The organism is Microbacterium maritypicum, assembly GCF_041529975.1.
Taxonomy (GTDB): domain Bacteria; phylum Actinomycetota; class Actinomycetes; order Actinomycetales; family Microbacteriaceae; genus Microbacterium.
Window position 1 is genome coordinate 3,092,445 of the sequence record NZ_CP168030.1, and the last position, 14,213, is coordinate 3,106,657.

The window sequence follows — 14,213 nt, forward strand, 5'->3', positions numbered from 1 at the left end:
CTCGCGATCGCTCAGTAGCGGTAGTGCTCGAGCTTGTACGGTCCGTCCACCGGAACACCGATGTACGCCGCCTGCTCGTCGCTGAGAGTCGTGAGCTGCACTCCCAGTGCGTCGAGGTGGAGGCGTGCGACCTTCTCGTCGAGCGCCTTCGGCAGGACGTACACGCCCGTGGGGTAGGCGGCGATGTTCGTGTAGAGCTCCAGCTGGGCGAGCACCTGGTTGGTGAATGAGGCGCTCATGACGAACGACGGATGCCCCGTGGCGTTGCCGAGGTTCATCAGGCGCCCCTCGCTGAGCACGAGGACGCTGCGTCCGCTCGGCAGACGCCACTCGTGCACCTGCGGCTTGATCTCGACCTTCTCGATGCCCTCGATGGCTTCGAGGCCCGCCATGTCGATCTCGTTGTCGAAGTGGCCGACGTTGGCGACGATCGCAAGGTGCTTCAGCGCCAGAAGGTGCTCGGTCGTGACGACATCGCGGTTGCCGGTGCCGGTCACCACGATGTCGACCTCGCCCGCGACGTCGATCAGGCGCGCCACCTGGAACCCGTCCATCGCCGCCTGCAGCGCGCAGATCGGATCGACCTCACTGACGATCACCCTGGCACCCTGTCCGCGCAGAGCCTCGGCTGCCCCCTTGCCCACATCGCCGTACCCGCACACGAAGGCGACCTTGCCGCCCATGAGCACGTCGGTCGCGCGGTTCAGCCCATCCGGGAGGGAGTGACGGATGCCGTACTTGTTGTCGAACTTGCTCTTGGTCACCGAGTCGTTGACGTTGATGGCCGGGAAGAGCAGCTCCCCGGAGGCGGCGAGCTCATAGAGACGATGCACGCCGGTGGTGGTCTCCTCCGTCACCCCGATGAGCCCGGCCGCGAGCTTCGTCCAGCGATCGGTCGACGACGCGAGCGACCTGCGCAACAGGTCGAGGATGACCGAGTAGTCGTGCGAGTCGGAGTCCGTCGTCGCCGGGACAACGCCCGCCTTTTCGAACTCGACGCCCTTGTGCACGAGGAGCGTGGCGTCGCCGCCGTCGTCGAGGATGAGGTTCGGACCGTCGAATCCCGTCGACGACCAGTCGAAGATGCGGTCGGTGCACGCCCAGTACTCCTCGAGCGTCTCCCCCTTCCAGGCGAAGACCGGCACCCCCGCTGGGGCGTCGACCGAGCCACTCGGGCCGACCACGACGGCGGCAGCCGCCTCATCCTGCGTGGAGAAGATGTTGCAGCTCGCCCACCGCACCTCCGCCCCGAGCGCCACGAGCGTCTCGATGAGCACCGCCGTCTGCACCGTCATGTGCAGCGAGCCGGCGATCCTGGCGCCCTTCAGCGGCTGCGCCGCACCGAACTCCTCCCGGAGGGACATCAATCCCGGCATCTCGTTCTCGGCGAGGCGCAGCTGGTGACGGCCGGCTTCGGCGAGGGACAGGTCGGCGACGCGGTACTCGAGCTCAGGCATCCTCACATTCTTCCACCCGACGCCACCCGCCCGGTGTGTGCGTCAGAAGCGGATCGCGTCGATCACCTTGACCCGCAGCGCGACGAGAGCGGGGATGAAACCCGACACCGCGCCGACGATCACCGAGGCGACGAGTCCGATGAGTGCAGCCCGCATCGGGAACGGCGGCACGTCCTGGATGCCGTAGAACATCGAGGTGACGATCCAGTCCGAGCGCAGCACCGCGACGACGATCGCGATCCCGATCACTCCGGCGACCGTCGTGGCGACGAGACTCTCCAGGAACACGGCGAAGAACACCCGCCCCGAACTGGCGCCGAAAGCACGTCGGACCCCGATCTCACGCACGCGCTGACGCATCGCGACCAGCTGGATGTTGATCAGGCTCAGGGCCCCGAGCGCGAGGATCAGGGCGGCGATTCCGCCCGTGATCATCTCGAACGTGGCCTGCGCATCCATGGCGCCCGATTGAGCCGCCCAGTCGGTGCGGCTCACCGAGACCGTCTGCCCCTCCGGCAGCCCTGCGCGCAGATCCATCGCCAGCACCGGTCCGATCTGGTCAGCCTGCTGAGCGCCCACCCAGACCTCGTACTGGGTCGTCGCATCCGGCGGCAGGGCGTCCACGCGAGAGCGATACGCATCGTAGAGCAGGTCGACCCGCAGCTCCTCGTCGCCGAAGCCCTGCCGAGGAACGATGCCGATCACCTGATAGGTGCCTCCGGCCGGACCATCGAACACGACGGTCGGATGCTGCGTCAGGGGCACGCGTCCCAGACGCTCCCACAGCGCCTCCGTGATGACCACCGGCGGGGCCATGGCCTCCAGATCGGAGTCGAGGAACCAGCGCCCCTCGAGAAGCTGCTCGCGGTGGATCTGCGAATAGGCGGGATCCATGATGCGCGCGGGGACCGGAGTGACGCCCTCCGGCAGCTGCGCATCCAGCATGACCCCCTGCGCGATGCGCGCCGTGTGGCTGAAGCCGAATCGCTCCGAGACCCGGCTGAAGCGGGCGTCGAAGTCATCGGCGTCCACAGGGGTGCCGTCGGCCGTGCTCGCGGCTACGACGATCGTGGCCGCGCGCCCTCCCCAGCGGTCGGACTGCTCCGCCTGGAACTGTCGCTGATACTCCGAGATCGCCACGACTGCCGTGAGTGCTCCGACCGACACGGCGATGCCGATCAGGCTGAGCAGCACCCGGAGCTTGTGGACGCGGATCTCGGCCCACGCGTCGGAGAGCGCGCCGAGGAAGCCGGTCACGACACGACCTCGGATGCGGGCGCCGCTGCCACGGGCGGTGCCGGCGCCACGGTCACGGGCGGTGCCGGAGCGGAGGGCACGGAAGCCGCGAGGGTCGAGGCTTCGAACGCGCGACTGAGGTCCGCGGTCTCCAGGCGTCCGGCATCCAGGCGGTAGTGCCGGCGCGCGCGGGCCGCGACGTGGAGGTCGTGCGTGATGGTGACCAGCGCGGCGTCCGTCTCCGTGGCGACCTCGTCGAGGAGCGACATGACGGATGCGCCGGTGTCGATGTCGAGCGCGCCCGTCGGCTCGTCCGCGAGGATCAACACGGGCCTGCGCACCAGTGCCCTGGCGATCGCGACCCGCTGCTGCTCACCGCCGGAGAGCTTGTCGGCGATCTGCCCGACCCTGTGCCCGAGTCCCACCCGCTCGAGCATGTCCGCGGCGATCTGCCGACGGTTCCAGAACACCTTCCCCTTCGCGTGGCCGAGGGGCATCATCACGTTGTCGAGTGCGGTGCGCCCCGGCAGCAGGTTGAACTGCTGGAAGACGAAGCCGACGTTGTCGCCGCGCAGCCGGTCCAGACGCCCCGACCGCATGCGACGAACCTCCCGTCCCTCGAACGACACCGAGCCCGACGTCGGCGAGTCCAGCATCCCGAGGATGTTGAGCAGCGTCGACTTGCCGGAGCCGGAGCGGCCGACGATCGACACATGGTCACCGGCACCGACCTCGAGCGTGATGCCGCGGAGGATCTCGAGCCGCGAATCGTCTGCCAGGAGGACGCTCTTGGTGACGTCCTCCAGAGCGACCAGACTCACCAGCTCATCCCGCTGTCGCACTGCTCCACGCCCGGCGAGACCTCGTAGCAGAACTCCTCGACCGGGGCGACGAAGCCCGGGACGAACTGACGGATGCTCTCGCCCTCCTCCAGACCCTCGGTGACTTCGACGATCGTCCCGTCGTTCACACCGAGCTTCACCGCGCGCTCCTCGGGTTCTGCCCCGTCGGCCGCATCGACCCACACGTTCCCGGAGCCCGCGCCGCCCTGGACGGCGGTGACCGGGATCACGAGCGCGTCCTCGACCTGGCCGAGGGCCAGGTCCATCGTCGCGGGGAGTCCGGCGAACACGGTCTGACCGGCGGGGATGGCGCAGCGCACGCTCGCGGTGCCCTCTGCCGTCACCTGCACACGGACGCCGGTGCAGGCGAACGGTGCCGGACCACCCGTGATGGTGACCGTGCCCTCGGTCGGCGCGTTGACGAGGCGGTACAGCTGCACAGGGTCGACGGTCGCGAGGAGGTGGTACCGCGCGGGGGTGAGACTGAAGATCTCGGTGCCCACCGAGGTCGGCTGCCCCTTCACGAGCGCGATCTCGGACACGTCGCCGGCCTCGGGCGCGAGCACATCGATGTCCTTGCGGGGATCTTCCTGACGGATGGTGAACAGCTTCTGGCCGGCCGACACCGCGGCGCCCTCACTCACGTGGACGGCGGTGACCGTGCCGTCGATCTCGCTGCGAACCGCGAAGATCTCATCGCGCGCGACGTTGCCGGTCAGGCTCAGCGCGTTCACGACGGATCCGCGCTCCACCGCCACGATCGGGTCGGTGATCGTCGCTTCCGGGCTGACCATGCTTTCGGCCCGGTCAGGGAAGAAAGCGATCTTGACGAGTGCTGCGGCGCACGCGCCGATGACCACGACGAGAAGCAGGGGGAAGATCCAGCGACGCCAGACGATCACGAGTGCCTTTCCGGCAGCGCCGCCCTGGCACGCCTGGAGTCAGCGTACCCAAAAAATGATTTCCGGGTATAGCAAAGGTGACCGCGTGTCGGGGGCCTTCCTCAGGCCCGAAGCGCCTCGTGCCGCACGACGAGCCAGCCCGCGGGCACCGAGAGCCGATCGGCGTGCGGGGAGCACAGATCATGCGCCTGCGGGTCGTTCGCGGCGCCGAGCGGACCGAGCGCCGCCATCTTGTCCCCATAGTCGTAAGTGAGGGTGGCCACGGCTTCTCGCGCGCAGCCGACCTTCGAGCACAGTCGTCCGTCCATCTCCGCCAGCGTACGGTCGCGCGCATCCGAGCCGGGGATGCCGCGCCGCACACGTCGGCACGGCCTAGACTTTCGACATGCCCCGTCGCCGCACCGCTCACGCCCCCGCCGCACCACGGCGCGGCGCGCGACACGGCCGCCACGGGCGTCTGGGTCGCAGCGAAGTCGTGCGCCCGCCGCTCGCGCCGCTCGACGGCCGTCTCGATCGCTTCGACCTGACCGTGGGCACTGCCGTCGAGTTCCTACGCGGGACGTGGCCAGAGCTGCAGGACGTCAGGTTCGAGATCGGGGCGATTCCCGCATTCGACGCTGCCGATGCGGTACCGCGCTGGTACCTCGATCGGGAGAATCGGCGCATCGTGCTGTTCCGGCTGCCCATCGAGCGGCTCCTGCCCCCGGGGCACGACGACGCTCCGCACCGCCGGATGGCGATCGAGAGCGCCGTGTTCCGGGCCGCCGCGGAGTACGTCGGCCGTGAGCCGTGGGACCTCGGCCACGAGCACTGAGCTCGCGGGGTCTTCACCCCCGGGAACTGATCAGGGGTAGACCGCGATCGCCTTCTCGACACCGGCACTCGGCTGCACCGGCAGCACGGCGAGCGCGCCCGAAGCGGTGAGCGCGACCGCGGCGTGCACCGGGCCCGTCGACTGCATCCGATAGGTCGCACCGGGCTCGACATCGATCCCGGCCGTCGCGCCTGCGGCGATCAGGACTTCCTGGGATGCTCCGCCGTCAAGCGGCTCGATCGTCACCGTGGCGTCCTCATCCGACGAGTTCGCCAGCTGGAGTCGGCCCGGCGGGCCCGACGGCACCGCGAACACCACCTCGCCGTCGACCTCCGGTGCCGGGGTGACCCACGCGAAGTCGGCATCACGGCCGAAGCCGTCCTGCTGGCGCAGCGCGGCCACGACCGGTGCCTCCGAATCGACCTCCACGGTGTAACGGCCGGGTTCGAGACCGCTGAGCGAGACCTGAGCGGGGAGATCGGGTTCGAGCGGAACCGTGAACTCGTCCGCTGCAGAACCGGCACCCTCCGCGACGACCCGGACCTGAACACGTGCGTCCGCGCCGGGCGAGAGCAGGCGCAGAACCGCCATCTCGTCGTCGTCCCCGTCAGAGGCGAACACCTCCACTCCGGTGAGCACCAGCTTCTGCTGCGCGCCGGGCACCGCGTCCTGCAGGTCCATGCCGGCGGGGTCGAGCACCTGGGTGAGCGACGACTGCAGCACCGCACGGACCGGAGCCCCGGTCGCATCGACGCGGACGACGGGCGCGGTGTCGCCGGCGGCGATCGACGTGAGCGGCAGCGCGGTCTGCGTGCGCGCGGGCACGATGACCGTGCGTGCGCTTCTGGTCTCGCCGTAGACCGACAGCGTCACGGTCGAGGGGACCTCCGCGGCATTGGTCAGGGTGACGATGTCCTCGGTGCCGGTGGCGGTGCTCCCGCCGACGAGCCAGGAATTCAGTCGGGGAACGCCACAGGCGGCGGCCGCGAATCCGGAGAGGTCGTCCGTGGCGAGAGTGATCGACTCCGCGGCGGCGATCAACGGTGCTGAGCGTCCTTCGACAGCGCCCGTGAGAACGCGCACCTCGCCCGCGTCGGGAAGATCCTGCACCGTCAGACCCGCCGAGGACGGATCGCCCGACGTTCCGCCAGCCGTGAGGGTCGGCGACCCCGCAGAGCTCAGCGCCAGCGGATCCATGGCGTCCCGTCCGAGCGCGCGCAGGTCGCCGTTGCACACCAGGACGCTGTCTCCGGGGAGCGGCGTGACGTCGACGCGGGCGGCATCATGCCGGATGACCGGCCACGGTGCGTGGACCGCGGCGACGATCCCGACGACGCAGGCGGCGATGACGGCGACTCCGGTGGCGAGGCGAGCACCCGTCGCGGCGACCTTGAATGCACGCGAACCACTCATCGGTCCCCCTCCCCTGTCGTCTCGGCTCTCTCGTCGTCGCCCCCGTCGGATTCCGCGTCGACGGATTCCGAAGGATCCTCGGCGATGGGATCGGGCTCGGCGATCGGAACCAGCGCCTCGTCATTCAGCGCGGCCTCGTCCTGCGGCTCCTCGATCGCTCCGACCGGCGTCTGCTCCTCGAGCGAGACCTGGTCCTCCGCGTGCCGGGGCAGGATCATCGGCTCATCCGGCGCGCGGCCGACGATGCGGGATTGCGCTCGCGCCGCGCGACGCGAAGCCCTGGTCGGGATCGACAGCAGCAGCGCCACGAGGACGGCCAGCAGCTGGATCGTCAACACGAGGCGAGCGGTTCCCTCCTGAGCGGAAGTCAGTGTCGGTGGCGCAGCGATCTCGGCCTCCAGACGCCAGAGCACTCCGCGATCGCTCTCGCCTGCATGAACCAGGCCGGCACGCTGATCGATCGAGGCGACGGCCGCGGTGCGCAGAGCGCGAGCCTTGTCTCCTTCGCTCCCGGACAGCTCCGAGAGCAGCACGTAGCTGATCCCCTTCGCAGCCAGCTCGCCCGGAGCATCGAAGTCGCGGGCGGAGAGGAGATCGACGGCGAGCGTCGCGATGTCGTCCCCCTGCGGCTCGACGGCGGTCGAGACCATCGTGGTCTGGGATCCGAGAGTCTCGCTCGCCCCCCAGACCACCTCGACCGCGAGTCCTCCGTCGTTCTGCGGAGTCATCACGAGCGTCGCGAGCGGACGGTCCCCTGCGGCTTGGGCGGCGACGTAGGCGGGCAGCGTCGATTCGGGGCCGTTCGTGAGGACCGACCGACCCAGGTGGAGGGCGCTGAGCGCCGGTACGGCACAGATTCCGAGCGCCACCGCTGCGACGACGGCGGAGAGGACCCGCAGCCTCGGAAGCGTGATGGCGGTGTCCAGCGTGACGAGCGCGGCCCCCACGACCCCGACCCAGGCCAGGCTGAGCCCTGCGCCGGGCCAGATCGCCACTCCGGTGCCCTGCGCGAAGCTCACCGTGATGCCGACGGCGAGGAACGCCGTCGCGAGGCCTGCCAGAGCGACGACGAGCAGTGTGATGCCCGCGCGCCACCGGGGGGCGACGGCCGCGCCGAGGGCGAGCAGGGCCATCGGCGCACACAGCACCGGAGCCCACGCCGCGATCGGCGCGGGAACGAACCACGACCACCCCGCGAGGTCCATGGTGGGGAATCCGGTGGCGAGCGCCAGCCGACCCGCGGCGTCGGCGGACGCCTGTGGTCCCGCCCACACCAGTCCGGGATCGCCCAGGATCGCCAACGGCGTCCCGTGTGCGAGCTGCCAGAAGACGAGTGGAGCGAACAGTGCGGCCGTCGGCACGAGCAGCCACAGCAGACGTCCGGCCCCACGGAACTGCGCGGTGCCGAGCACGATACCCACCGCCACGACCCACAGCAGCGCGAGTGCGGGCGCCAACGACGGAGCACAGGCGATCACGGCGGCGAGCAGGAGGGAGGCGCTTCCGGCCGCACCCCAGGAGCGGTGCGCCACCACGGCGGAATGGAAGAGCCATGGCAGCAGGAGGTGCACCAGCACGGCGCTCGGGCGGCCGTCGACGAGCGCAGTGAGGAAGGTGGGCGCCAGCGCCCACGCGACACCGGCGAAGATACGAAGCCCCGACCGGTCGGTCACTCGCGTCGCAGCGAACCAGCCTCCGAGGACGGCGAGCGGAAGCGCGAGAATCCACAGCAGCACCATCACGAACGACGGTCCGGCCGGCCACAGAGAGCCGAGCACAGCCACGACCGCGGCGAACGGGTCTGCCGGGCCGACGAGGCCAATCCCCGTGCCGCGAGCGCCCCACGCCGCATCGCTCCAGAGCGCCGAGACGGTCTGACGCAGCGGCAGGAGCGCGCCGCCGCCGAGGGCCGGCCACGCGAGCAGGGTCGTGAAGGAGGCGATGCTCACGACGAGCGCCGCGAGCACGGCCCAGGCACCGCCGCCGGAGAAGAAACGGAGTTCGCTGACGGCACCGCCTTCACTGCCATGCCCGTCATCGAGACGCCGGCGCAGATCGGACGACGTCACCCGCAACGGCGCGATGCTCGCCCAGGTGGAAGAGCGGAAGGCGCGGATGCGCGAGCGGGACCGCGCGACCGCACCGACGCGCAGCATCGCGGTGAGGGCCGCCCCCCACTCGGGGAGCACCGCTTCCGGCCGCTTGCCGACGAGATGCGTGATGGAGCGCCACAGCGCGAGCGGGAGCAGACTGAGCCAGTGCAGCGGCACCGCGCCCGCCGGGGCGTATGCGAGTCGCCGGTGCAACTGCGCCAGCCGGGTGACGTAGGCGCGACGGGATCGGCCGGAGGGCAGCGCGGCGGGACCGCCCGGCGCCGCGGAGACCCGCGCACTCGGTGAGAGCACGAGCCGACCGCCGCCCAGGCGCGCACGGACGCCCAGATCGAGGCCTTCGTCGGCGCCGGCGAGCGCGGGATCGGGTCGCAGCGCGTCGCGGACCTCTCCGCGGATGAGGACGCCGCGCACGTCGGAACCGAGCGCGTCGTCCATGCGGTCGTGCTGTCCCTGGTCGAGTTCCCCTGCCGCGAGTTCGACCGAGCGACCGAACGTCGTCATGCTGACACCGAGTGAGACGATCTCCCGATCGTTGTCGGTCGCGACGAGCTTGGGCGCGACGATCGCCGCGGAGGGCGAACGCTCGAGCGTTCCCCGGAGCCGCTCCAGCGCCCGCGGATGCGGAGCCGTGTCCTGCGCGAGCAGCCAGATCGCGGAGCCTGCGTTCACACGGGGACGCGCGAGCTCCACCGCCTCAGCGAACGAGGTCGTCGTGCGAGCTTCGATGATCCCCTCGACGACGGCCGCGACGGCTTCGCTCTCGCGCAGGGAAGATGCATCGCCGCACATGACGAGCGTCACTGCCTCGGCGGGCGAGGTCTGGGAGCGAACGGCTTCGAGAGTGCGGAGGAGTTGCGCGCGGGACGAGGATCCGGGGCGCGCGACGATGATTGCGTGAACTCGGGCTGGCATGACGTCGTCAGCCTATGCGTGTCAAGACCTGCCCTGGAGCAGTGGACGCGGCGCGCCTGCGAAGCGATGCGGCCGCAGCCCGCGGCGACCGGCTCAGCCGATCAGCTGGCGCGACGCCGATCAGCTGGCGCGACGCTTGAGCTTGCGGCGCTCGCGCTCGGAGAGTCCGCCCCAGATGCCGAAGCGCTCATCGTTGTTGAGCGCGTATTCGAGGCATTCGCCACGCACGTCGCAGGTGGTGCAGATCCGCTTGGCGTCTCTGGTCGATCCGCCCTTCTCCGGGAAGAAGGCCTCAGGATCCGTCTGCGAGCAGAGGGCGTCGGCCTGCCAGGCGAGGGCGTTGTCGTCGTCGGCGGCGTCCGTGCGTCGCACCCCGGGAACACCGAGGTTGATCGGATCGACGAACCAATTCTCCGGTACGTCGGAACGGTATCCCGTCATCTCGATCTCCAACCCTGTCTCCGCCCCCCGGCGGGCCGTGCGCATGACTAATTACACCCGTGTCATTCGCTCCGGTCAAGTCGCGGATCGTAAACCCTCAATACGGTCTTGAAGGTTCATGACGATCCATCGGCGTGTCGCGGCGCGGCGAGCGCGCGGCGTTCAGCGCCCCGGTCCGGCCACGAACGCCTCGCCCTCGCCGGACACGGTGAGCATGCTCTCGTCGCCGCCCGCGAAAGCCACGCTTCCCACGGGGACCTGCACTTCCTCGCCGGACGAAGAGGTGACCGTGATGGCCCCTGCGGTCGCGAGCACCATCGTCGGTCCCGAGACCTCGACCGTGATCGGAGCACCCTCCACCGTGACCCTGCTGAGCGCGAAGTCGGGCACGGGAACCGGATAGACCGTGACCGCGTCCCCCTCCGCAGGCCGCAGCACCGGGACCTCACCGGGCGTCGGGTCGAGGATCGCCAGCAGCTCGGGGACGTCGATGCGCTTGGGAGTCAGCCCGCCGCGAAGCACGTTGTCGCTCGCCGCCATGATCTCGACGCCGAGACCTGAGAGGTAGGCATGCAGAAGACCGGCGCGCAGGAACACGCCCTCTCCTCGTCGCAGCACGACATGGTTCATCAGCAGCGCCACGACCACCCCAGGATCGCCCGGGTAGTTCGCCGCCACGCCCGCGATGGCACTCAGCGTCGTGCCCCACTCCCCCGTGTCGGTTCGCTCCGCTGCCCGCACCACCGCGGCGATGATCTCGTCGACCTCTCGCTGCACGTCGCCTCCGAGCAACCACCCGATGGCATCCCGCAGCTCATCGGCTCCGCCCCCGAGACGGGCGCGGAGCTGTGCGACGCCGTCGCTGTCGTCCAGCAGGTCCAGCAGAGCGAGCGTGTCCTTCACCGGGCGCAGGCCGCTCAGCGATTCGAACCGCTCGCTGAGAGCCACGATGAGTTCGGGTTTGTGGTTGTCGTCGCGATAGTTGCGCTGCGGGTCGTCTGCGGCGAGCCCGCTCTCCCTCGCCCAGCCGTCGCGCGCCTGCGCGATCGTCGGATGCACCTGGATCGAGAGCGGCCCGCCCGCGGCGAGCAGCTTCAACAGGTACGGGAGCGTGCCGCCGGTGATCTGATCGAGGGTACCGCCACCCGCGACGTCCGCGGGGTCGCCGGGATGATCCCCGAACCACACCTCCGCCTCGGGGGCACCGGTCGGCGTGCGCCCTTCGAGTCCGGCGAGGAGGGAGTCGGATCCCCAGGCGTAGTCGCGGGGTGCGTTCGTGAGGCTCAGCAGCATGCCACCAGCGTAGAGCCGCGCTGCGGCGTTCAGGCACGCGCCGAGCGCGGCGCGGTAGCCTGAACGCGATGGCCCAGTACACCAAGCACCCGGTGACAGCCCCGCCCTCGGCGCCGGAGCGCGAGTCGACGGGGCACCTTCTGCTGCGCGGTTATGTGATCCTCGTGCTCATCGTGACCTTCGCGCACACCGCGGTGTACAACCTCATCGGCATGGAGGGCGCCGCCGTCACCCTCGTCGTCTTCACTCTCGCGACGCTCGGCATCGGTATCCCGATGCTCGCCCGGAACCGCCCGCAGCCGTTCCGCTGGCGTCGCCTGCCGTGGACGGCGATGGGATACGCGACACTCGCCCTGGTCTCGGTCGCGTGGTCCCAATGGCGAGGACCGACACTGATCACCTGGGTGCTGCTGGCGGCCGTCACCGTGAACGGGCTGTTCATCGCCCACGTGCTCACCTGGCACGAGATCATCCGGGCCCTCTCGTCCGCCTTCAAGTGGATCCTCGGGCTCTCGCTGGCGATCGAGCTGTGGGTCTCACTCGTCCTGCACGGGCCGCTGCTGCCGAACTTCGCGACCGTGCCGGAGGGGGAGATCGACCCGCAGTGGTACTGGGTCAGGGACAACCTCTTCGACGGCGGACGGATCCAGGGCATCGTCGGCAACGCGAACCTGTTGGCGATCATCTCGCTGTTCGCGATCATCACCTTCGGCGTGCTGTTCGCCGCTCGCGCCCGCTGGCGCACGACGCTCGCCCTGTGGATGCTGCTCGCGGCGTACTTCCTCTTGCGTACGTCGTCGGTCACCGCCCTCGCATGCGCGGCCGCCGCCGCGCTGGTCCTCCTCGTGGCGCTGCTGATGCGCCGCGCCCGCACCCCGGGCGCCCGCACGCGCATCTATGTGACGGCCATCGGCGGCACAACACTGGCCGCCGCCGCCGTCTGGATGCTGCGCGAACCGCTGCTCGGACTGGTCGGGCGCAGCTCCGACCTCACCGGCCGCTCCGACCTGATCTGGTCGAAGGTGCTCGAGCGGGTGCGGGAGCACCCCCTGTTCGGCAACGGGTTCTCCAGTCCGTGGATCCCGACGGACCCCGCCTTCGACCACTGGATCGTGGATCACGGCATCACGGTGTTCCACGCCCACAACATGTGGCTCGACGTGCTGTTCCAGCTCGGCGTGCTGGGCGTGATCCTGATGGGCATCGCGTACCTGAGCCTGCTGTGGCGCTCCTGGTTCTTCGCGGTCGACCGGCCCCGCTGGGATCTCCACGCCCGACGTCCCTTCTCTCCGCTGACCCTGCTTCCGAGCCTGTTCACCGTGGTGCTGCTGGTCCAGGGCTTCTCGGAGTCGACGCCGATCATGCTCTGGGGGTGGATGCTCCTGGTGCTCCTGTCCTTCAAGCTGAAGTCGGTGCCGCTGGTGGGCGTCGGGGAACGCGACCTGGTCTTCGAACGCGGCACGCGGCAACGGCGGGTTCCGTGACACCGGTCCGGCCGTTGGTCCGCCTGCTCGGCTCCGTGGAGCTCGCGCGAGCCTTCACGCTCACGGCGCTCACCGCCATCTTCGGCTCGTACGCGATCGGACGGATGACCTCGACGGTCACCCTGGCCACGATCATCGCGGTGCTGTGCGTGCTCGGCGCCGCGATCCTCTGGGTGCGCCGCGACGAGCTCTCCCCGCTGCGCATCGCTCCCTCGTCGCTTTTCGCCTTCCTGGGCTGGGCCCTGGTGAGCATGGTGTGGACGACGGACCGCTCGGACACGTTCTTCGGATGGATGTCGCTGTTCGGGTACGCATTCCTCGCGATCACCATCGGCCATATCCGCGACACACTGCAGACCGTGCGCGCCATCGGCGACACCCTGCGTGCACTGTTGGCCCTCTCCCTCGGGGTCGAGATCCTCTCCGGCATCCTGCTCGACGTGCCCTTCACCTTCCTCGCGATCCAGGGCGACCTCGCCGCCGGCGGCCCGGTGCAGGGCCTGTTCGGCAGCCGCAATATGCTCGGATTCGTCGCGGTGATCGCCCTGATCACCTTCGTGATCGAGTGGCGCACGCAGTCGGTGAACGCTCCTCTCGCGGTGGTCTCGGTCGGCCTCGCCGGGTCTCTGGCGTTCCTCTCGGCCTCTCCCACCGTGCTCGTGCTCGCGGTCGCGGTCGGCATCGTGACGCTCGCCCTCACGATCGTGCGGCACACGTCGCCGGCGCGGCGAAACCTCGTGCAGTGGATGCTCGGCGTCCTGGTGGCGCTCGCACTCACGATCGCGTTCGCGTTGCGCCATCAGATCATCGCCCTGCTCGATGCCGGATCGGACTTCTCGATGCGCGCGTCGCTCTGGAACACGATCCTCGACTTCGTCGCCCTCAAGCCGATCCAGGGCTGGGGGTGGTTCGGCGACTGGGCGCGCGGCGAGTACCCGTTCACCTACATCAACTTCCAACTCGACGACCATCACCAGAGCGCGCTGAACGCGTTCTTCGACGTGCTGCTCCAGCTCGGGGCCGCAGGGCTGGTGCTCTTCCTGCTCCTCGGCGGGGTCGCACTGATCCGATCCTGGCTGGTCGCGAGCGTCCGGCGGTCGGTGGTCTACGCGTGGACGCCGATCATCCTCGTCACTCTCGCCGTCGACTCGATGTTCGAGAGCTTCACGCTGGTCGGAGCAGGGTGGTTCATGCTCGTGCTGTGTGCGCTGCGCGCGGGGCAGTCGCGCTCCTGGCGCGAGAACATCGACGCCGCCCACACGGGTGCGATCTCGACGCTGCGTTCGCTGGAATAGCCGACGAATC

The 14,213-nt window shown here is 69.8% G+C and carries 12 protein-coding genes; 3 read left to right on the top strand and 9 right to left on the bottom strand.

Annotated elements, in window-relative coordinates; all coding sequences use genetic code 11:
- Positions 1-11: 11 nt before the first annotated feature.
- From ahcY to ACCO44_RS15035, 5 genes are all read right to left on the bottom strand, one after another.
- Entirely contained in the window at positions 12-1,457 is a 1,446-nt protein-coding gene (gene ahcY / locus ACCO44_RS15015; RefSeq protein ID WP_372467162.1) for an adenosylhomocysteinase, read from the bottom strand.
- 42 nt (positions 1,458-1,499) lie between these two features.
- Complete coding sequence (locus ACCO44_RS15020; RefSeq protein ID WP_262000706.1) at positions 1,500-2,714, bottom strand: ABC transporter permease; 1,215 nt, start codon at positions 2,712-2,714, stop codon at positions 1,500-1,502.
- Complete coding sequence (locus ACCO44_RS15025; protein ID WP_081859840.1) at positions 2,711-3,514, bottom strand: ABC transporter ATP-binding protein; 804 nt, start codon at positions 3,512-3,514, stop codon at positions 2,711-2,713. Before ACCO44_RS15025 ends, ACCO44_RS15020 begins: the two co-directional genes overlap by 4 nt.
- A complete protein-coding gene (locus tag ACCO44_RS15030) occupies positions 3,511-4,437 on the bottom strand; it encodes an efflux RND transporter periplasmic adaptor subunit (protein WP_029261977.1) in 927 nt (308 codons plus the stop codon). Before ACCO44_RS15030 ends, ACCO44_RS15025 begins: the two co-directional genes overlap by 4 nt.
- A gap of 101 nt (positions 4,438-4,538) precedes the next feature.
- Positions 4,539-4,745 carry a DUF3499 family protein gene (locus ACCO44_RS15035; RefSeq protein WP_029261978.1) on the bottom strand — a complete coding sequence of 69 codons (207 nt, stop codon included), beginning with the start codon at positions 4,743-4,745 and terminating at the stop codon, positions 4,539-4,541.
- Between the two features lie 77 nt (positions 4,746-4,822).
- Here ACCO44_RS15035 and ACCO44_RS15040 point away from each other — a divergent pair, with 77 nt between their 5' ends.
- A complete protein-coding gene (locus ACCO44_RS15040; RefSeq protein WP_231481666.1) occupies positions 4,823-5,251 on the top strand; it encodes a hypothetical protein in 429 nt (142 codons plus the stop codon).
- A gap of 30 nt (positions 5,252-5,281) precedes the next feature.
- On the opposite strand, the gene ACCO44_RS15045 is transcribed toward ACCO44_RS15040, so the two are convergent.
- From ACCO44_RS15045 to manA, 4 genes are all read right to left on the bottom strand, one after another.
- Complete coding sequence (locus tag ACCO44_RS15045) at positions 5,282-6,664, bottom strand: DUF5719 family protein (RefSeq protein ID WP_372467164.1); 1,383 nt, start codon at positions 6,662-6,664, stop codon at positions 5,282-5,284.
- Positions 6,661-9,690, bottom strand: coding sequence for a glycosyltransferase (locus ACCO44_RS15050; RefSeq protein WP_372467166.1), 3,030 nt, complete (start codon positions 9,688-9,690; stop codon positions 6,661-6,663). Before ACCO44_RS15050 ends, ACCO44_RS15045 begins: the two co-directional genes overlap by 4 nt.
- A 120-nt stretch (positions 9,691-9,810) precedes the next feature.
- Complete coding sequence (locus ACCO44_RS15055) at positions 9,811-10,131, bottom strand: WhiB family transcriptional regulator (protein ID WP_081859873.1); 321 nt, start codon at positions 10,129-10,131, stop codon at positions 9,811-9,813.
- A gap of 162 nt (positions 10,132-10,293) precedes the next feature.
- Complete coding sequence (manA, locus tag ACCO44_RS15060; RefSeq protein ID WP_262000702.1) at positions 10,294-11,424, bottom strand: mannose-6-phosphate isomerase, class I; 1,131 nt, start codon at positions 11,422-11,424, stop codon at positions 10,294-10,296.
- Positions 11,425-11,492: 68 nt separating this feature from the next.
- Here manA and ACCO44_RS15065 point away from each other — a divergent pair, with 68 nt between their 5' ends.
- Entirely contained in the window at positions 11,493-12,908 is a 1,416-nt protein-coding gene (locus ACCO44_RS15065; RefSeq protein WP_372467169.1) for an O-antigen ligase family protein, read from the top strand.
- Complete coding sequence (locus ACCO44_RS15070) at positions 12,905-14,203, top strand: O-antigen ligase (RefSeq protein ID WP_029261985.1); 1,299 nt, start codon at positions 12,905-12,907, stop codon at positions 14,201-14,203. The genes ACCO44_RS15065 and ACCO44_RS15070 overlap by 4 nt, the downstream gene beginning before the upstream one ends.
- Positions 14,204-14,213: the final 10 nt, after the last annotated feature.